At 69.5% G+C, this 17,950-nt stretch carries 18 protein-coding genes; 14 read left to right on the top strand and 4 right to left on the bottom strand.

What is annotated here, in order from left to right:
• Window positions 1-4: 4 nt before the first annotated feature.
• Window positions 5-1,138 (bottom strand): GTP 3',8-cyclase MoaA, encoded by a 1,134-nt coding sequence (gene moaA, locus HNR24_RS05845; protein WP_182496112.1) that lies wholly within the window; start codon window positions 1,136-1,138, stop codon window positions 5-7.
• 202 nt (window positions 1,139-1,340) lie between these two features.
• Between moaA and HNR24_RS05840 the strand changes: the two genes are divergently transcribed.
• Genes HNR24_RS05840 through HNR24_RS05825 form a run of 4 tightly spaced genes read left to right on the top strand, consistent with a single transcriptional unit; the run spans window position 1,341 to window position 4,301 of the window.
• Window positions 1,341-2,684, top strand: a complete 1,344-nt coding sequence (locus HNR24_RS05840; protein WP_182495276.1) for a molybdopterin molybdotransferase MoeA — start codon at window positions 1,341-1,343, stop codon at window positions 2,682-2,684.
• Window positions 2,681-3,181, top strand: a complete 501-nt coding sequence (moaC, locus tag HNR24_RS05835) for a cyclic pyranopterin monophosphate synthase MoaC (protein ID WP_058888587.1) — start codon at window positions 2,681-2,683, stop codon at window positions 3,179-3,181. Before HNR24_RS05840 ends, moaC begins: the two co-directional genes overlap by 4 nt.
• On the top strand, window positions 3,178-3,816 hold the full coding sequence (locus HNR24_RS05830; protein ID WP_083504812.1) for a MogA/MoaB family molybdenum cofactor biosynthesis protein: 639 nt from the start codon (window positions 3,178-3,180) through the stop codon (window positions 3,814-3,816). The genes moaC and HNR24_RS05830 overlap by 4 nt, the downstream gene beginning before the upstream one ends.
• Window positions 3,813-4,301 (top strand): molybdenum cofactor biosynthesis protein MoaE, encoded by a 489-nt coding sequence (locus HNR24_RS05825; protein ID WP_375139264.1) that lies wholly within the window; start codon window positions 3,813-3,815, stop codon window positions 4,299-4,301. Before HNR24_RS05830 ends, HNR24_RS05825 begins: the two co-directional genes overlap by 4 nt.
• A gap of 11 nt (window positions 4,302-4,312) precedes the next feature.
• Here HNR24_RS05825 and HNR24_RS05820 read toward each other — a convergent pair whose 3' ends face one another.
• Together HNR24_RS05820 and dapB are read right to left on the bottom strand one after the other, a co-directional pair.
• Window positions 4,313-4,765, bottom strand: a complete 453-nt coding sequence (locus HNR24_RS05820; protein ID WP_182495275.1) for a hypothetical protein — start codon at window positions 4,763-4,765, stop codon at window positions 4,313-4,315.
• 5 nt (window positions 4,766-4,770) lie between these two features.
• Window positions 4,771-5,532 carry a 4-hydroxy-tetrahydrodipicolinate reductase gene (gene dapB, locus HNR24_RS05815; protein WP_182495274.1) on the bottom strand — a complete coding sequence of 254 codons (762 nt, stop codon included), beginning with the start codon at window positions 5,530-5,532 and terminating at the stop codon, window positions 4,771-4,773.
• 182 nt (window positions 5,533-5,714) lie between these two features.
• On the opposite strand from dapB, the gene HNR24_RS05810 reads away from it, so the two are divergent.
• The 4 genes from HNR24_RS05810 to galK are packed head-to-tail and all read left to right on the top strand — an operon-like array spanning window position 5,715 to window position 10,121.
• The gene (locus tag HNR24_RS05810; RefSeq protein ID WP_182495273.1) at window positions 5,715-6,560 is read left to right on the top strand and encodes a DeoR/GlpR family DNA-binding transcription regulator; all 846 of its coding nucleotides are present in this window, start codon (window positions 5,715-5,717) and stop codon (window positions 6,558-6,560) included.
• On the top strand, window positions 6,557-7,909 hold the full coding sequence (galT, locus tag HNR24_RS05805) for a galactose-1-phosphate uridylyltransferase (protein WP_182495272.1): 1,353 nt from the start codon (window positions 6,557-6,559) through the stop codon (window positions 7,907-7,909). The genes HNR24_RS05810 and galT overlap by 4 nt, the downstream gene beginning before the upstream one ends.
• Window positions 7,906-8,943, top strand: coding sequence for a UDP-glucose 4-epimerase GalE (galE, locus tag HNR24_RS05800; RefSeq protein WP_182495271.1), 1,038 nt, complete (start codon window positions 7,906-7,908; stop codon window positions 8,941-8,943). Before galT ends, galE begins: the two co-directional genes overlap by 4 nt.
• On the top strand, window positions 8,940-10,121 hold the full coding sequence (gene galK, locus HNR24_RS05795) for a galactokinase (protein ID WP_058888591.1): 1,182 nt from the start codon (window positions 8,940-8,942) through the stop codon (window positions 10,119-10,121). The genes galE and galK overlap by 4 nt, the downstream gene beginning before the upstream one ends.
• Before the next feature lie 125 nt (window positions 10,122-10,246).
• Here the strand turns inward: galK and HNR24_RS05790 are convergent, their stop codons facing one another.
• Window positions 10,247-11,461: a heparan-alpha-glucosaminide N-acetyltransferase domain-containing protein gene (locus tag HNR24_RS05790; protein ID WP_182495270.1), complete on the bottom strand. Its 1,215-nt coding sequence runs from the start codon at window positions 11,459-11,461 to the stop codon at window positions 10,247-10,249.
• Between the two features lie 173 nt (window positions 11,462-11,634).
• Here HNR24_RS05790 and HNR24_RS05785 point away from each other — a divergent pair, with 173 nt between their 5' ends.
• The 6 genes from HNR24_RS05785 to HNR24_RS05760 all read left to right on the top strand — a co-directional run bounded on the left by HNR24_RS05785 (window position 11,635) and on the right by HNR24_RS05760 (window position 17,767).
• On the top strand, window positions 11,635-12,459 hold the full coding sequence (locus HNR24_RS05785; protein WP_182495269.1) for a DUF4397 domain-containing protein: 825 nt from the start codon (window positions 11,635-11,637) through the stop codon (window positions 12,457-12,459).
• Between the two features lies 1 nt (window position 12,460).
• Window positions 12,461-13,180 (top strand): class F sortase, encoded by a 720-nt coding sequence (locus HNR24_RS05780; RefSeq protein ID WP_182495268.1) that lies wholly within the window; start codon window positions 12,461-12,463, stop codon window positions 13,178-13,180.
• A gap of 79 nt (window positions 13,181-13,259) precedes the next feature.
• The gene (locus HNR24_RS05775; protein ID WP_259392415.1) at window positions 13,260-13,772 is read left to right on the top strand and encodes an RNA polymerase sigma factor; all 513 of its coding nucleotides are present in this window, start codon (window positions 13,260-13,262) and stop codon (window positions 13,770-13,772) included.
• Window positions 13,765-14,925, top strand: coding sequence for an anti-sigma factor domain-containing protein (locus HNR24_RS05770; protein ID WP_182495267.1), 1,161 nt, complete (start codon window positions 13,765-13,767; stop codon window positions 14,923-14,925). The genes HNR24_RS05775 and HNR24_RS05770 overlap by 8 nt, the downstream gene beginning before the upstream one ends.
• A 100-nt stretch (window positions 14,926-15,025) precedes the next feature.
• Entirely contained in the window at window positions 15,026-15,988 is a 963-nt protein-coding gene (gene dapA, locus HNR24_RS05765) for a 4-hydroxy-tetrahydrodipicolinate synthase (RefSeq protein WP_083504816.1), read from the top strand.
• Between the two features lie 96 nt (window positions 15,989-16,084).
• Window positions 16,085-17,767 carry a ribonuclease J gene (locus HNR24_RS05760; protein WP_179442003.1) on the top strand — a complete coding sequence of 561 codons (1,683 nt, stop codon included), beginning with the start codon at window positions 16,085-16,087 and terminating at the stop codon, window positions 17,765-17,767.
• Window positions 17,768-17,950 lie beyond the last annotated feature (183 nt).

The raw sequence follows: 17,950 nt of genomic DNA, 5'->3' as shown, positions 1-17,950 counted from the left end.
TGGATCAGCCTCCGATGGCGGACATGGAGCGGTCTGGGCGGTGGAAGCTGGCCAGGTCGAATCCGGGCCGGTCGGTGCCGTGCGCGGCGGGCTTGAGCCACATCGCCTCTGCCCAGGCCTGAGCGATCTCGTCGTCGGTGGTGCCGGGGGCGCGCAGCAGGTGCATCAGGTCGAACTCCTCGTTGGAGAACAGGCAGCTCATGACCCGGCCCTCTGCGGTGAGCCGGGTGCGTCGGCAGTCCGCGCAGAACGGCTCCGTCACCGAGGCGATCACCCCGACCCGGCCCAGCGGCGGGCCCTGCTCTCCAATCCGGATCGAGTCTGGGCTGGTGCCCAGCGGGTAGACGTCGAAGCGCTCCGCCGGGGCGCCGTCGCGGTTCTCCTGGGTCGGGGAGAGCACGAAGCGTTCGGAGAGCAGCGCTCGGGTCTCGGCGGCGGAGACGGTGCCGGCGCTGTTCCACTGCTGATCCCCGTCCAGGGGCATCTGCTCGATGAAGCGCAGCTCGAAGCCGCGCTGGAGGGACCAGTCGAGAAGATCCGCGGCGTGGACGTCGTTGATCCCGCGCATCAGCACCGCGTTGATCTTCAGCGGCGTCAACCCTGCGGCGGCGGCAGCCTCCACCCCGGTCAGCACCTTCTCCAGGGAGTCGCGGCGGGTCAACTGGGCGAAGGTCTCGCGGTGCACGGAGTCTAAGGAGATGTTCACCCGGGTCAGCCCGGCCTCGGCCAGGGCGGCGGCCTTGCGCTCGAGGCCGATGGCGTTGGTGGTCATCGCGATCGGCAGGTCCGGGTGGTCCGCGCGCAGGGCCGCGATGATCTCCACCAGATCTGCTCGGACCAGGGGCTCGCCGCCGGTGAGGCGCAGCTCGCGCACACCGAGGGTGTTGACTCCGATGTGCACCAGGCGGCGGATCTCCTCGGCGGAGAGCAGCTGGTCCTTGCTCAGCCAGGGCAGACCCTCGGCGGGCATGCAGTAGGTGCAGCGCAGATTGCACTTATCGATCAGCGAGATCCGCAGGTCGGTGGCTCGACGCCCGAAGGAGTCCATCAGCCCGCGGGCCGGATCTGCACCGTGGGTATCAGGCCCGCCCGGCACGCTGGACCGCGCGGCCGGCTGCGCTGAGGGCAGCGAGGGCATGCCCAGCTGGACCGGGCGGGGCGCGGCCGCGCTCGCGGCGCCCGCAGTTGGTGTGCCCGGAGTTGCGGTGCCCGGAGTTGGGGCGCCCGGGGTTGCGGTGCCCGGAGCCGGGGCGTGGTCAGCTGGAAGCTGCTGCATCCTGCCATCGTAGCCCCGCCTGCTGCGACCAGGAGATGTCAGTGCCTCTGCGTAGACTGGTCCCATGTCAGAAAGCACTGTGCGGGCACCCGTGGAAGAGCACATCAGCCGTTTGAAAGAGGTGCTCGGAGCCGCCCTGGGGGCGCGCGCAACGGAGACCCTCGAGATCTCCTCCGGTGGGGTCGCCGGACGGATCGTCGCGGAACGGCTGGTCTCCGAGGTCCCCCTGCCAGGGTTCGACAACTCCCAGATGGACGGCTTCGCGCTGCGCGCTGCTGACCTTGCCGTGCATGAGGGCGAGGCCACCCTGCCGGTGGCCGGGACCACCGCGGCCGGCAACGAGCCCGCGCTGCTGCCGCTTGGTGCCGCGTTCGAGGTGATGACCGGAGCCCCGATTCCCGCCGGTGCTGATCTGGTCATCCCGGTGGAGTTCACCGAGGGGTTCGGCGCCAAGGAGGTCCACTTCCGCGGGCTCGCCGCGGCCGACCTCACTCGTGGCCGCTATATCCGGAAGGTCGGCTCCGACATCGACGCCGGGACGATCCTGGCCGAGCCCGGAGACGTGATCAGCCCCGCCCAGCTCGCCGTGCTGGCCGCCTGCGGCTATTCCGAGGTCAGCGTCCTCGAGCGGATCCGAGCCCTGGTGGTCTCCACCGGAGACGAGATTCGCCGACCGGGCTCCGAGCTGCGCCCGGGACAGCTCTACGACGCCGACACCCCGCTGCTCGGCGCGGTGCTGGAGACCTTCGGACACCAGGTCGAGACCTCCCGGATCGGCACCGATGATCCGGCCTGGTTCCTCGATGCACTCGACGCGCTGGTCGCCGTGCACCACCCGCACCTGATCATCACCGCCGGTGGGATCAGCAAGGGCGCCTATGAGGTGGTCCGGCAGGGACTCGGTCGGCGCGGCATCTCCTTCGGCACCGTCGCCCAGCAGCCCGGCGGACCGCAGGGCTGGGGACTGTTGGAAGGTGACCTGGAGGGCCGCGGACTGCTGCACTGGCGTTCCCAGCAGGAGGACCCGCGCGCGCCGATCGCCGTGATCTCGCTGCCCGGGAATCCGGTGTCCTCTGCGGTGAGCATGGAGACCCTGGTCCGGCCGGCACTGGCGGCCGTCGATCCCAACTGTGAGCCGCAGCGCCGGGTCACCGTGCGCACCGTCGAGGACATCAGCTCCCCGCAGGGCACCCGCCAGTTCCGCCGGGTGCGGATCCTCGATGACGCCACCGCCGAGGCTGGCGCGGTGCCCAGCGTGCAGCTCGAGGGCGGTCCCGGCTCCCACCTGCTGGGTCACCTGGCCCGAGCCGACGCGCTGCTGGAACTGGGCGAGGACGACGTCGAGGTGCCGGCTGGCTCCGAGCGCGAGGCCGTGCTGATCACCGGACGCGGGGTGGGCACCCGATGAGCGAACAGCGCCTGACCCATGTCCGCGGCGACGGCAGCGCACACATGGTCGACGTCTCCGGCAAGGAGGTCACCCAGCGGGTGGCCCGTTCTCAGGCGGTGGTCAAGACCACCCCCGAGGTCACTGCGCTGCTGGCCAGCGACGGACTGCCCAAGGGCGACGCCCTGGCCACGGCGCGGATCGCCGGGATCATGGCCGCCAAGAAGACCCCGGAGCTGATCCCGCTGTGCCACCCGCTGCCGGTCGCGAAGGTCACCGTGGACCTCGACGTCGACGCACCGGCACCGGGCTCGGTGCTGATCACCACCGAGGTGAAGACCACCTCGCGCACCGGCGTGGAGATCGAAGCATTGACGGCGGCCACCGTCGCGGCGTTGACTCTCTACGACATGATCAAAGCCGTGGACAAGGGCGCCGTGATCACCGACCAGATGGTCCTGTTCAAGACCGGCGGCGCCAGCGGAGAATGGGCCAGGACACAGACGGAGACTTCATGACCGACATCCAGCACGCCGCACCCGATGAGAACACCCCGCTTTCCGGGGGTGCGCCCGAATCCGGCGAGGCCGCTGGTGCCCAGGCCGAGACGCCGGTGCCTGACCTCGGTGAGACCGATTACTCCGACGCCGAGACCGCCCGGATGATCGCCCCGGTGATCGTCTCGACCCGGGCCGCCACCGGGGTCACCGAGGACCGCTCAGCGCCGGTGATCGCAGAATTCGCGAAGCAGATCGGCTTCTTCGCCCGCCCACCGGTGCTGATCCCCGACGGCGAAGGAGTCCTCGCCGCGCTCTCAGAGCTGCTGGTCCAGATCGAACCCGCAGTGATCATCACCTCCGGCGGCACCGGGCTCACCCCGGATGACATGACACCGGAGTTCACCCGGCCGATCCTGGACAAGGAGATCCCCGGGATCATGGAGGCGGTGCGCGCCCATGGGCGGACCAAGAACCCGCTGGCCTCGCTCAGCCGGGGAGTCGCTGGGGTCACCGGAAAGACCGTCATCGTGAACCTGCCGGGATCGCCGAAGGCGGTCCGGGAGGGCATGGAGGTGCTCATCGAGCTGCTGCCGCACCTGTGCGACCAGGTCGCGGACATCCGTGACCACGAGGCCTGGGGCGGCGAGGAGTGAGCGCCGAGAACCCTCAGGAGCTCAATCAGGCAGGCTTCGCGGCCGAGGAGCCCTTCGAATTCCCTCAGGAGCGTGTGATCCTGGCTGAGCTCAGCGAGGAACCGCTGACGCCAGCTCGTGCCGAGGCGGAGGTCTGGGCAGAACGGGCCGGCGCCGTCGTCGGCTTCTCCGGGATCGTGCGCAACCATGATCAGGGCCAGTCCGTGCAGCGGCTGAGCTACACCGCGCACCCCTCGGCCGCAGAGGCGATCGCGCAGGTGGCCGTCGACGTCGCCGCGCGGTTCCCCACCGTGCGGGTCTGGGTGGCGCACCGGGTCGGAGACCTGGCCATCGGGGACCACGCGCTGGTGGCCGCCGTGGCCTCGGCCCACCGCGCCGAGGCCTTCCAGGCCTGCGCCGAACTGGTGGAGCAGACCAAGGAGCAGGTGCCGATCTGGAAAGAACAGTTCTTCGCCGACGGCAGCAAGGAATGGGTCGGGCTCTAGAGCCCCCCGGCTCAGCGGCCCGTGCGGACTGACTTCTCCATGGCGATCGCTTTGCGCATGTTCTTCCGGGCACGCGTGCGGTCCCCGGCGATGTCATAGGCGATGGAGAGCCGGAACCAGGAGCGCCAGTCCTCGGGGGCGGCCTCGGCCTCGGCGGCGTAAAGCTTGAACTGCTCGTCGGCCTGGGCGCGATTCGCCCGGCCGCCGGCAGAGCGCTCCACGGTGTCCGCGGGCAGGCCGCCCTCGGCCTCCAGAGTCCGTCCCAGCCGTTCCACCCCGATGCCGAAGAACAGCTCGCGGCCCAGCACCCAGACTCCGAGGATGACCAGGAGCATCGCGCCGCCACCGATCAGCTGCGCGTAGAGGTCATCCACGCGCAGGAAGCGCCAGGCGGAGGCCCCGGCGCCGACCAACATGATGGCGAGCAGGACGATGACCAGTCCGGTCCAGAATTTGGTCTTCACGCCGACTACAGCCCCAGATCCAGGTAGCCGTCGAGTCCGTGGGTCAGGCCGGGGCGCGAGCCCACTGTGCGCAGCCCCAGCAGCACACCGGGCATGAAGGAGACCCGGTCGAAGGAATCGTGACGGATGCTCAGCTGCTCACCGGTGGAGCCCAGGAGGACCTCCTGGTGCGCCACGAGCCCGCGCAGCCGCACCGAATGCACATGGATCCCGGCGACCTCTGCGCCGCGGGCACCGTCCAGTGCTGTCTCGGTGGCATCGGGGGAGGGGCCGACGTCGGCGGCATCCCGGGCCTGTCCCATCAGCTCCGCGGTGCGCACCGCAGTGCCCGAGGGGGCATCGACCTTCTTGGGGTGGTGCAGCTCGATGATCTCGGCAGAGTCGAAGTACTGTGCCGCCTTGGCGCCGAAGGCGGTGGCCAGCACCGAGCCCAGCGCGAAGTTCGGGGCGATCAACACCCCGACGGAACCATGCTCGTTGAGCAGCCGCTCCAGCGCCTGCAGCCTCTCGGTGTCCCACCCCGTGGTGCCGACGACGGCGTGGAGCCCGTGCTCCACCGCGAAGCGGACATTCGCCTCGGTGGACTCCGGCACGGTCAGATCAACCACGTGGGTGGCGCCGGCGGAGAGGATCTCGCTGAGCTCGTCCCCGCGGCCCTGCGCGGCGACCAGCTCCATATCCGGGGCGTCCTGGATGGCCTTCACGGCCTCGCTGCCCATGCGGCCACTCGCACCGAGGACGGCGACTCGAATCTCTGCATTGCTCATGGCCCCAGCCTATCGCCCGCCCCAGCTTCTCCGGCGTTCTACCTTCGCGTGCGAGCGCTACCGGGGCTACGGTCAGCCCAGTAGCGCTAGGAAGGCCCGGTAAAACGCAAGGGAAGGGTGTTCGAAAGTGTTGATCCATGTTTGAATGTGATGAGTCGGAGGTCTGAGTGAGGGGAGAGGTCATGTTGGCAGCGCAACGCCGCGCCGAGATCGTCTCCCGGCTTGCCGCCGCCGGAGCCGTGAACGTGACCGAGCTGGCCGCGCAGTTCGAGGTCTCGGACATGACCATCCGCCGGGACCTGGATCACCTCGCCGCGCAGGGGCTCATTACCAAGGTCCACGGCGGGGCCGTGACATCAGCCGCCCCCGAGGCACCTGCGCGGCGCACCGAAGAGCCCGGATTCACCGCAAAGTCCGCACGGCAGCAGGCCGAGAAGCAGGCCATCGCCGCAGAGGCAGCGATGCTGGTGCAACCGGGGATGTCCGTGGGACTCTCCGCAGGCACCACCACCTGGGCCCTGGCGCATCGGCTGGTCCACGTCGCCGGGCTCACCGTGGTCACCAACTCCCCGCGGATCGCGGAGATCTTTCACCACGGCGCCGAAGCGACCCGGGATGCCGCCCCTGGAGACACCGCCGCTGCGGGGCAGACGGTGATCCTCACCGGGGGAGTGCGCACCCCATCAGACGCGCTGGTCGGCCCGATCGCGAATCAGGCACTGCGCTCGCTGCACCTGGATCTGATCTTCCTCGGAGCCCACGGGGTCGCCCCGGACGCCGGGTTCACCACCCCGAACCTGGAGGAGGCTGAGACCAACCGCACCTGGCTGGGCACCGCGCCGCGCGCCGTCGTGCTGGCCGACCACAGCAAATGGGACACCACCGCCCTGGGCAGCTTCGCCATGCTCGAGCAGGTCCAGCTGCTGATCACCGACACCGGGTTACCCGACACCGCCGCAGCAGCGCTGCGTGAGCGACTCGACGCCCTCATCCTCGCCGATCCCACTCAGACCAGGAGCCCCCGATGACCACCGCTTCCTCCGAGCCGGAGGGCCCCGCCGCAGAGCCTGCGTCCGGTGCCCGGTCCGCGCCCCGGTCCGCCGCCGACGCGGCCGCCCGGCCGGCGGCGCAGCGCACCCGCGCGCAGCTCGCCGACGGCCGCGAGATCATCTTCTTCGACGACGAGCCCCGCCGTCGCACCGTCCAGGACCGGCGTGAGATCTCCCGACCGGTGGGCGGCAACGAGATGCGCTATGACCCGCTGCTGCGCGAGTGGGTCGCCATCGCCGCGGCTCGGCAGCACCGCACCCACCTGCCCGCCACCGATCAGTGCCCGCTCTGCCCCTCCACGCCGGAACGCGCCACCGAGGTCCCACAGGCCCAGTACGACGTGGTCGTCTTCGAGAACAGGTTCCCCTCCTTCCGCGGCGACACCCCGGTCCCGGAGGACCTGCTGAGCACGACGACGGCGGCGCAGGAGTCTGCCGGGCTGCGCCAGCCCGGATCCGGGCGCTGCGAGGTGGTGTGCTTCACCGATCAGCACACCTCCCAGCTCGGAGCGGTCAGCGTCCGGCGGATGCGCACCGTGGTCGATGCCTGGGCGGACCGGACCGCCGCGATGCTCGCCGAGCCCGGCGTCGAGCAGGTCTACTGCTTCGAGAACCGGGGCGAGGAGATCGGGGTGACGCTGAACCACCCGCACGGGCAGATCTACGGCTACCCCTTCATCACCCCGCGCACCCGGACTCTGCTGGACTCCGCCGCAGACTACCGGGCCCGCCGCGACGCCGACCTCTTCGCCGACATCCTGGCCAGCGAGGTCTCCGATGGGCGGCGGATCCTTGCGCGCACCGAACACTGGACCGCGTTCATCCCCGCCTGGGCGCGCTGGCCGGTAGAGCTGCACATCTACCCGCACCGTGCTGTGGAGCGGCTGCCCGAGCTCACTGACGCCGAACGCGACGACTTCGCCGCGCTGTACCTGGACCTGCTGCGCCGCGGGGACCTGCTCTTCGACTCGCCCCTGCCCTATATCTCCGGCTGGCAGCAGGCTCCGGCCTCGGCGGGGCCCGGACTGATGCGGCTGCACCTGCAGCTGTTCTCCATCCGCCGCGCGGAGAACAAGCTGAAGTACCTGGCCGGTTCGGAATCCGGCATGGGCGTGTTCATCAACGACATCGCCCCGGAGGAGACGGCACGGCGACTGGTGGCGATCGGGCCGCAGACGGCAGAATCGGAGGCGGCGCAATCCGGCGCGGCAGACTCAGTGCCGGCAGACCCAGTGCCGGCCGACTCGACGCCGACGGACTCACCGCCGACAGACTCGGCGCCGACGGACTCACCCGCAGAACCCACCCACAAAGAGGAGACACCATGAAGCTGCTGGTCACCGGCGGTGCCGGGTATATCGGATCGGTGGTGGTGCAGCAGCTGCTCGCCGAAGGTCACACCGTGGAGGTCCTGGACAATCTGAGCACCGGCCACGCGGACTCGGTGCTCCAGGGCGCTCTCTGGCATCAGACCGAGCTGCTGAAGGTCGGTGAGATCCTGGACTCCAGCTTCGACGCCGTGGTTCACCTCGCCGCACGCTCTCTGGTGGGGGAGTCGGTGAGCCACCCGGAGCGGTACTGGCACGGCAACATCGTCGCCACCCTCGCCCTGCTCGACGCGATGCGCGAAGCCGGGGTGCGCCGGCTGGTGTTCTCCTCCACGGCCGCGGTCTACGGCGAGCCCGCCGGGTCCAGCATCGCCGAGACCGATCCGACCATGCCCACCAACCCCTATGGTGCCTCGAAGCTGGCCATCGACCATATGCTCACCGCCGAGGCCCACGCCCATGGGCTGGCGGCGATCAGCCTGCGCTATTTCAACGTGGCCGGCGCCTCCGGGGAGCTGCGCGAACGCCACGACCCCGAGACCCACCTGATCCCGAACCTGCTCAAGGTCGCCGCGGGGGAGAAGGAGTCCGCCAGCATCTTCGGCACGGACTATCCCACTGCAGACGGCACCGCCGTGCGGGACTATATCCACGTGCTCGACCTGGCCGAGGCGCACCTGCGGGCGCTGCAGGCCGCCGAGCCCGCCAGCCACGAGATCTACAACCTCGGCACCGGCACCGGCACTTCGGTGCGACAGGTGATCGACGCGGTCCGTGAGGTCACCGGGGCGGAGGTCCCAGCCGTGGAGGAGCCGCGCCGCGCCGGGGACCCTGCGGTGCTGGTCGCCTCTGGCGCCCGCGCGCAGGAGCGACTGGGCTGGCGCCCCACCCGCGAGGTGCCCGAGATGGTCGCCGACGCCTGGGCCGCCCTGGGGCATGAGTTCAAGACCGCGAGCCGTGCCAGCCAGAGCCCTGCAGCCGCGACGCCTGGGACGAAGGCCCCCGCAGCCCCGACACCGGGAGGCCGCGGGTGAGCGCCGCTCGGCCCGCGCTCGCCGAGAGCTTCCACAGCGCGTTCGGCCGTGACTGCGCCGGGATCTGGGCCGCCCCGGGCCGGGTCAACCTGATCGGCGAGCACACCGACTACAACGGTGGCTTCGTGCTGCCCTTCGCGCTGCCCCAGGTCAGCGAGGTGGCGGGCGCAGTCCGTGAGGACCGGATGGTCCATGTGCGCTCGCTGCTCAACGGTGAGACCGCGCAGTTCAGCCTGGACGGCCTGGCCCCCGGCGTCGTCGAGGGCTGGGCCGCCTACCCCGCCGGGATGCTCTGGTCGCTGGAGCAGGCCGGGCACCGGCTCCCGGGCCTGGACCTGCTCATCGACTCCTCGGTGCCCATCGGGGCAGGACTCTCCTCCTCGGCCGCCCTGGAATGCTCGGTGGCCCTCGCCGCGACCGACCTGGCCGGCGTCGAGCTGCCCGTTGCGGAGCTGGCTCGGCTCGCGCAGCACGCGGAGAACGACTTCGTGGGCATGCCCTGCGGGATCATGGACCAGATGGCCTCGGTCGCCACGCAGGCCGAGCACGCGCTGCTCCTGGACACCCGAAGCATGGGCACCGAACAGGTCCCCTTCACCCTCGCCCAAGACGACCTCGCGCTGCTGGTCCTGGATTCTCTCGCCGAGCACCGCCTGGTGGATGGGGAGTACGCCGCCCGCCGCGCCCAGTGTGAGTCCGGCGCCCGGCTGCTCGGGGTGCAGAGCCTGCGCGAACTCAACGACGACGGCGTCGCCCCCGCGGATCTTCACGCTCGGCTCTCCGATGAGGTGATCCTGCGGCGGGTCCGGCACGTGCTCACCGAGAACGTGCGGGTCCTCGCCGCCCGGGAGGCGCTGCGCACCGGGTCCTACGCCCAGCTCGGAGAGATCCTCACCGCCTCGCACATCTCCCAGCGCGATGACTTCGAGATCACCGTGGCAGAGACCGACACCATGGTCGAAGCCCTGCTCGCGGCGCCGACTTCCGAATCGGTGCAGCCGGCCCTGGGAGCCAGGCAGGTCGGCGGCGGCTTCGGGGGCTGCGTGATCGCACTGATCCACACGGACTCCTATGACGGGCTGCTCGCTGCGGTTCAGGAGAACGCCCGAGCGCGCGGCTTCACCGAGCCCACCGGCTTCCTGGCGCACCCCTCCGCGGGCGCCCGTCGCCTGGCCTGAGCCGGCCCACCCCCGCGTTTTACCGGGCCGTCCGTGAGCTACCGGCCCGCCCGTGGCGCCGGTCAAGCACGCAAGGCCAGGTAAAACGCCCAAGGGGGAGGGGGAGGCGCGAGGTGGGTCGGGGTCTAGCGGCCGGCGGCGGCGTTGCCCGCGGCGTGAGTCAGCGCTTCCAGTGGACCGCGGCGGCGCAGGATGAACCGCAGCAGCCCGGCACCGAGCGCGCCGATGATCATCAGCGTGAGCATCTGCATCGGGGAGTACTCGGTGAGGAAGGTCAGGAAGTCCGGCACCGGGGCGCCGCGCCAGAAGTGAATCACCACCAGGTGCGCCACGTAGAGGGTCAGCGGCATGGCCCCGGCCCCGATCAGCGGCGCCAGCAGCCAGCGCAGCCGCTCCGCGACCAGCAGACACAGCCCCAGCACCAGCATCGAGGTGCCGATGGTGTGGATCAGGTCCATGGTGGAGCCCTGGTGCGGGGTGGCCAGCAGGAACCACAGGTCCTCGGTGACCAGCGGGATCTGGAAGGTCCCCACCATCAGCTCGGCGCGGATCTCCGCGTTGGACCAGCCGTAACGGGCAGCCAGCTCTGGGACCAGCGTGGACTGGAAGAGCATCCACAGGTGCACCGCATAGCTCGCCGCAGCCAGCCCAAGTCCCGTGCCGGCAAGTCGCAGCGCGGTGGAGGTGCGCTGCAGCTGCAGACGCCCGATGGCCATTCCGGTGAGGAGGTATGCCGGCCAGAGCAGCAGCGGGTAGTACCCGGTCAGCGCCAGGTCCATGCCCAGCAGGGTGGGGTTCGCAAGGTCAGCGACACCGGGGGAGTGCCACAGCCGCCACATGTCGGGGAACCCCTCCCAGGAGCTGCGCAGATCATTGTGCAGCCACCAGTACGCCACCGGCGCCGCCGCCACCCAGGCTCCGGCCAGCGTGAACAGCGGCACCGCACCCAGTCGCAGGAACGGCAGCGCCAGCAGGAAGAGCAGGCCGTAGTGCACCAGGATGATGGCCACCCCGGAGTTCAGCGCCGCCACCAGCAGTCCGATCACCACCACCAGCAGGGCACGCACCGCGATGGCTTTGCGGTAACCGGCCAGCTGCGCCCCGGAATGGCCCCGGCCGGCGCCGCCGGTGAGCAGCGCGAGGCCGACTCCGGCGAGCATCGCGAACAGCGCCGAGGGGCGCCCGGTGAACAGCAGGCCGGCCCAGCTGGCATCCTGACCGGAGTCGGAGATGGTGGGCAGCACGTGGACGGTCATCATGCCCAGAAGAGCGAGGCCACGGGCGGCGTCGACCCCGGAGATGCGTCGGGAATGCGCGGAGGTGGTGCCAGCTTTGATCACAGCACGTACGTTACTGGCTTCCCGAGCGAGGGACTCTCAGGACTCGACGCGGCCACTGCGGAGAAATACTTCACCACCAGGTGCAACCTTTCCACCCTCGGCGCGGTAGTCCTGGTGTGAGCACAAAAAGTGATCACCATCACTGCCGCCAGGCACCCTGAAAGGACATCGCCATGCGTAAGTCTCTTCCACTCGCAACCACCGCTGTCGTAGGACTAGCCATCGCGGCCAGCGCAGCCCCTGCCTATGCCGCCGATGAGGCCGCAGGCTCCGCTCAGCTCTCTGTGCTGCATGCCGTGCCGGATCTTCCCGTGGACGTCTACGTCAACGGTGAGCTCACCCTGGATGACTTCAACCCCGGTGACCTTGCCGGCCCGTTAGAGCTGCCCGGCGGCGACTACGAGATCGCCATCACCGCAGCCGATGCCGCGGACGCCTCGGAGCCGGTGCTCGGCCCGGTGGACGTGAGCCTGGAGGGTGGCGGGAACTACACCGCGGCCGCCCATCTGGATGCCGAGGGCAATCCGACGGTGACCGCCTTCGGCAATGACACCTCGGAGCTGGCAGCCGGAGAGGGCCGCCTGACGGTGCGCCACGTGGCAGCGGCTCCCGAGGTCGACATCTGGGCCAACGGCGAGGTCGCGGTCGAGGCCCTGGCCAACCCGGATGAGGCGTCGCTTGACCTGGCCGCCGGAACCTTGGAAGCCGCCGTGTCCCTGACCGGGGAGTCTGACCCGGTCATCGGTCCCGCCGACGTCGAGGTCGCCGAAGGCGTCAACACGATCGTCTACGCCTGGGGCTCCGCGGAGGACGGAAACCTCGCACTGGCGACCCAGACCGTGGATGCCACACACTCGGCGCCGGACGGCGTGCCCACCGGCGACTTCGAGGTCGCTGCTGGCCAGTCCACCGCAGGCTGGGTCGCCGGCATCGGTGTACTCGCCCTGATCGGCGTCGGCGCCGTGACCATGGGTGTGCGCGCGAAGAGTCGCGTCTGAGATGAAGGACCACCGTCGCCGCGCGCCTGCGGGCCACACCGCAGGCCTGGCCCTCGTGCTCGCTGTCTCCCTCGGTGCGGCAGGGTGCGCCGTGGGAGCCACGGAGGGCACCCAGGACCAGGCGGCGACGGTCTCGGCCTCCGGAGAGCCTCAGGAGGCTCCGGCGTCTTCCCCTTCGCCGGAGGCCCCTGGATCTCCGGAGGCCGCTCCACCCTCCTTCGACCCCGGGTCCGTCCCGGTTCAACCTGCCGATCAGGGGCAACAGGAGCCCACCCCGGAACCGGTCCAGGTGCTCTACCCGGAGATCGATGCAGATCTTCCGGTCCAGCCTCGCGGCGTCGCCAGTGATGGTCAGATGGACATCCCCGACGACGCCGCGCAGGCTGCCTGGTACCAATACGGCAACGCACCGGCTGATGATGTCGGCACCACCGTCATCTCAGCGCACGCCGGTTCGGAGGAGACCCCGGTCGGTCCGCTCTATGCCCTGCAGGACGCGCAGGAGGGAGAGGAGATCACCGTCCTTGACGAAGCTGGGACGGCGCATCACTATGAAGTCACACAGGTGGAGCAGCTCGGCAAGGACGGTCTGGACTTCGCTCCGTACTTCGAGCGGACCGGCGAGCACCGACTGGTGCTGATCACCTGTGGGGGTCAGTGGATCGACGAGCGCGGCAGCTATGCGGACAACATCATCGTGGTCGCCGAACCTCTTGACTGAGCAGGCGACGCCTCCTGCTGCGCCTGCCGTGCCCGTGCCCTGCGACCGAGGAGACGCTCTGGATCAGCAGCCTCTTGCGATGCGCTTCGCGGCCGGGGACCCTGCGGCGATGCAGGACCTCTATCACCAGCATGCGAGCTTCGTGTTCTCCCTGTGCATGGCCGCGCTGCGTCATCGGCAAGACGCTGAGGATGCCACCCAGCAGGTCTTCACCCGCGCCTGGCGCTCGCGGGACACCTATGACGTCTCCCAACCCACCGGAGCCTGGTTCACCGGGATCACCCGGCGGGTGATCGCCGACGTCTTCGCCCGTCGAGAGCGAGACCATCAGCTCGCAGAGGCCGGGGCCGAGGCACAGGCACGCAACGGATCCTCGCCGCCGGCGGACTCCGTGGTCGACCGGGTGGTGGTCCAGCAGAGCCTGGTGCAGCTGGGTCCGCCGCAGGATGAGATACTGCGCCTGGCCTATACGGAGGATCTTCCCCTGAAGACCATCGCTGAACGCCTGGAGATGCCGCTGGGCACCGTGAAATCCCATGTCCACCGGGGCTTGGCCCGAATGAGAGAAAGTCTGGAGGTGCACCATGACTGAGCCGCTCCCGCCGCGGGAGGACTCCCAGGTCAACGGGCACCTCACGGACGCGAATCTGGCGATCCTGGCAGACCCGCGGCTCGCGGACGCCTACTCAGGTGCTCCCGGTGCGCTCCCGGCCCCCGACCGGAGCTCTGATCCAGGCTCCGAGACAAGGTTCGGCACACGCTCCGGCACAGGCTTCGGCCAGAGCCCGGCTGCGAGCGACGACCCGAGCCCCGACCCGAGCCCTGAAGGTGCGCAGGAATCGCATCCTGAGCGCCTCACCGACTCCCAACCTCTCACCGACTCCCGGCGCCTCACCGATCCAGAGCACCTCGCACAGCGTCGGCATCTGCAGCTGTGTGACACCTGCCGTGCCGCCTACGAAGTCACCGAACGCGCGCTGCTGGCACTGCGGGATCCCGCAGTGCTCCAGGAGCCGCCGGCCGGGCTCTGGGACCGGATCGCTGCCGAGATCGGGCTCCCCTCCGAGGTCCCCGGGGCCTCCGAGCGCTCTGCCGCCACAGATGCTCCGGATGCTCCGGATGCTCCGGATGCCCCCGATGCCCCCGATGCTCCCCAGGCCTCCGGCGAGGATCACCGGATGGCGTCGGTGACCAGGCTTCCTCGCCGCGAGCCGAGACCGGGGCAGACCCGCAGGAGGCTCTGGGTGCCGCTGGCGGCAGCCGCCGTCGGTGCGCTGCTCGGCGGCGCCGCAGTGGCCGCCGCGCTCTCCAGCTCGGGCGAGGGCCCGGAGTCAGAGCCCCCCGTCGCTGAATCTCCGACGAGCGAGTCCCCCTCGGCGGAGTCTCCGATCGCCGGGCCCACCGTGCTCGGTGACGCCACCCTGGAGCCGGTGGCCGCCGCAGACTTCAGCGGGCGCGCCGAGATGGTCGAGACCGGCGAGGGCGCACTGGAACTCACCGTGGAGATCACCGCGGCCCCGGATCCAGAGGACGGCTACTTCGAGGTGTGGCTGCGCGACGAGGCCGGCACCCAGCTGATCTCGCTCGGCGCCGCCACCGGGGAGACCAGCACCTTCACCGTGCCGGCGGGCATCGACCTGAGCCAGTACCCGGTGGTCGATGTCTCCCACGAGCACTTCGACGGCGACCCGACCCACAGCGGGACCACGCTGGCTGCGGGCCCGATGCAGGACACCACCAGCTGAACCGACGCCTGGGTCTGCGGCGCCGCTCCGGCGGGGTTCCCTTGAGAGTTCCTGCCCGTCGCTGGCCCGTGGGGGCGACCCAGGCGGTAGGCTGGGCCTCATGGCAAGCGACAACGAACCCACGCACGAGTTCGATCCGCACCTGATCCAGGGGCAGGTCCAGCACCCGGACCAGACCGACCCGCATTTCGGGCATCTGATCACGGCGATGGTCACCCCGTTCACCCCGGATGACAAGATCGACTTCGACGCATTCGAGGCGCTCGCCGTGCGGCTGGTCGATGAGGGCAACGACTCGCTGGTGGTCTCTGGCACCACCGGTGAGACCTCCACCTTGGAGGACCACGAGAAAGAGTCCCTGGTCCGGGCGGCCAAGTCCGCCGTCGGAGATCGGGCGAAGGTCATCGCGGGCACCGCGACCAACCACACCGACCATGACCTGCTCATGGCCAAGCGGGCCGAGCGCGCCGGAGCCGACGGCCAGCTGGTGGTCACTCCCTATTACAACAAGCCCAGCCAGGACGGAGTGTTCGCCCACTTCACCGCGGTGGCCAACGCCGCGGACCTGCCGCTGATGATCTACGACATCCCCGGGCGCACCGGCATCCCGATCGCCACCGAGACGATCCTCAAGCTCGCCGAGCACCCGCACATCATGTCCCTGAAGGACGCGAAGAACGACATCACCGCCACCACCGAGGTGCTGACCAAGACCGACCTCGAGGTCTACTCCGGTGATGACCAGAACGTGCTGGCCTGGATGGCCATGGGTGCCGCCGGCGTCGTCTCGGTCACCGCCCACGTCGCGTCCCCGACCTTCCGTCGGATGATCGACGCGGTGCTGAACTACGAGCTGCGCGAGGCCCGCATCGCCCACGGCGAGCTCGGCCCGGTGATCCGGGCCATGATGACCCGGGTCCAGGGCGCGGTCTCCTGCAAGCAGGTGCTGAGCTGGCTGGGCACCGGCATGCACCCCGGGGTCCGCCTGCCCCTGGTCCAGGCCAACGAACTTGAGAAACAACTGATCATCGCCGACCTGCGCGAGGCAGGCTGGCAGCTCTGAGCAGCCCGTTCGCAGAACGAGCCGGCAGCAGAGCAACTCACCGAACCACTACATGACTGAGGTCCCCAGCGGGACCTCTAGAGGAGGAATCTCACCTTGGCAGCACAGCGCCTCAGCACTCCACCGAAACTTCGCCGCGGCACATTGCGCACCGTCGCCCTGGGCGGCCTGGGGGAGGTCGGGCGCAACATGACGGTCTTCGAGATCGGCGGCAAGCTGCTGATCGTCGACTGCGGGGTGCTCTTCCCCGAAGAGGAGCAGCCCGGTGTGGACCTGATCCTTCCCGACTTCAGCTACATCGAGAACCGGCTGGACGACGTCGTCGGTCTGGTCCTCACCCACGGGCACGAGGACCACATCGGTGCCGTGCCCTATCTGCTGCGCAAGAAGCCCGACATCCCGCTGATCGGCTCCACGCTGACCCTGGCCTTCATCGAGGCGAAGCTCGCCGAGCACCGGATCAAGCCCTACACCTTGGAGGTCAAGGAGGGCGAGGTCGAGGACTTCGGTCCCTTCCAGTGTGAGTTCGTCGCGGTCAACCACTCCATCCCGGACGCGCTGGCAGTGTTCATCCGCACCGAGGCCGGCACCGTGCTGCACACCGGCGACTTCAAGATGGACCAGCTGCCCCTGGACGGGCGGATCACCGATCTGCGCCACTTCGCCAAGCTCGGCGAGGAGGGCGTGGACCTGTTCCTCACCGACTCCACCAACGCCGACGTCCCCGGCTTCACCACCCCGGAGAAGGAGATCGGTCCGACCCTGGACCAGCTCTTCGGCACCTCCAACCGGCGAATCATCGTCGCCTCCTTCTCCTCCCACGTGCACCGCGTGCAGCAGGTGCTCAACGCCGCGCACGCGCATAACCGCAAGGTCGCCTTCGTGGGCCGCTCGATGGTGCGCAATATGGGCATCGCCTCCAAGCTCGGCTTCCTCGACGTCCCCGAGGGCATCCTGGTGGACATGAAGAAGGTGGACAACTACCCCGATTCTGAGGTGGTCCTGATGTCCACCGGTTCGCAGGGAGAGCCGATGGCGGCGCTCTCCCGCATGGCCAACGGGGACCACCCGATCCAGGTGGGCCAGGGCGACACCGTGATCCTGGCCTCCTCCCTGATCCCGGGCAATGAGAACGCGGTCTTCCGGGTGATCAACGGGCTGCTCAAGCTGGGCACCGACGTGATCCACAAGGGCACCGCCAAGGTCCACGTCTCCGGGCACGCCTCCGCCGGTGAGCTGCTCTACTGCTACAACATCGTCAAGCCCAAGAACGTCATGCCGGTCCACGGCGAGACCCGGCACCTGATCGCCAACGGCAAGCTCGCCGAAGACACCGGAGTCCCCAGCGACCGGGTCATCATGGCCGACGACGGCACCGTGGTGGACCTGCACAAGGGCGTGGCGCAGGTGGTCGGCCAGGTGGAGTGCGGCTACGTCTACGTGGACGGGTCCTCCATCGGAGAGATCACCGACAGCGACCTCAAGGATCGCCGGGTGCTCGGCGAGGAGGGCTTCATCTCGGTGATCGTGGTGGTCAACCGGCAGACCGGGAAGATCATCTCCGGCCCCGACATCCACGCCCGCGGCGTCGCCGAGGAGGACCAGGTCTTCAAGGACATCAAGCCGAAGATCTCCCGCGCACTCACCGAGGCGATCCAGGACAACAAGGAACACACCACGCATCAGCTGCAGCAGATCGTGCGCCGCACCATGGGCTCCTGGGTGGCGCGCAAGCTGCGCCGCAAGCCGATGATCGTCCCGGTGGTCGTCGAGACCTGATCCGCACCGGACCCCACAGGTCCCCTCGCAGCACCGCTTTGGGCCTCACCTCATGTGGGGCCCAAAGTCGTCTCTGGGCCCGATCCTGGCCTGATCCGTGCCCGATCGGAGCCTGATCCGGGCGTGAGTGTGTGCTCCTCAGGGCCCAGGGCGAGGGGGCTCACGCCCGAGCCGGGGCCAAAG

Source organism: Nesterenkonia sandarakina (genome assembly GCF_014138825.1).
Taxonomy (GTDB): Bacteria; Actinomycetota; Actinomycetes; order Actinomycetales; family Micrococcaceae; genus Nesterenkonia; species Nesterenkonia sandarakina.
This window is presented reverse-complemented; position numbering and strand designations above follow the sequence as displayed.

Coding starts and splice junctions, on each gene's coding strand:
- moaA (WP_182496112.1), bottom strand. CDS start 1,138: ATGCCCTCGCTGCCCTCAGCGCAGCCGGCCGCGCGGTCCAGCGTGCCG.
- HNR24_RS05840 (WP_182495276.1), top strand. CDS start 1,341: ATGTCAGAAAGCACTGTGCGGGCACCCGTGGAAGAGCACATCAGCCGT.
- moaC (WP_058888587.1), top strand. CDS start 2,681: ATGAGCGAACAGCGCCTGACCCATGTCCGCGGCGACGGCAGCGCACAC.
- HNR24_RS05830 (WP_083504812.1), top strand. CDS start 3,178: ATGACCGACATCCAGCACGCCGCACCCGATGAGAACACCCCGCTTTCC.
- dapB (WP_182495274.1), bottom strand. CDS start 5,532: ATGAGCAATGCAGAGATTCGAGTCGCCGTCCTCGGTGCGAGTGGCCGC.
- HNR24_RS05810 (WP_182495273.1), top strand. CDS start 5,715: ATGTTGGCAGCGCAACGCCGCGCCGAGATCGTCTCCCGGCTTGCCGCC.
- galT (WP_182495272.1), top strand. CDS start 6,557: ATGACCACCGCTTCCTCCGAGCCGGAGGGCCCCGCCGCAGAGCCTGCG.
- galE (WP_182495271.1), top strand. CDS start 7,906: ATGAAGCTGCTGGTCACCGGCGGTGCCGGGTATATCGGATCGGTGGTG.
- HNR24_RS05785 (WP_182495269.1), top strand. CDS start 11,635: ATGCGTAAGTCTCTTCCACTCGCAACCACCGCTGTCGTAGGACTAGCC.
- HNR24_RS05780 (WP_182495268.1), top strand. CDS start 12,461: ATGAAGGACCACCGTCGCCGCGCGCCTGCGGGCCACACCGCAGGCCTG.
- HNR24_RS05775 (WP_259392415.1), top strand. CDS start 13,260: ATGCGCTTCGCGGCCGGGGACCCTGCGGCGATGCAGGACCTCTATCAC.
- HNR24_RS05770 (WP_182495267.1), top strand. CDS start 13,765: ATGACTGAGCCGCTCCCGCCGCGGGAGGACTCCCAGGTCAACGGGCAC.
- dapA (WP_083504816.1), top strand. CDS start 15,026: ATGGCAAGCGACAACGAACCCACGCACGAGTTCGATCCGCACCTGATC.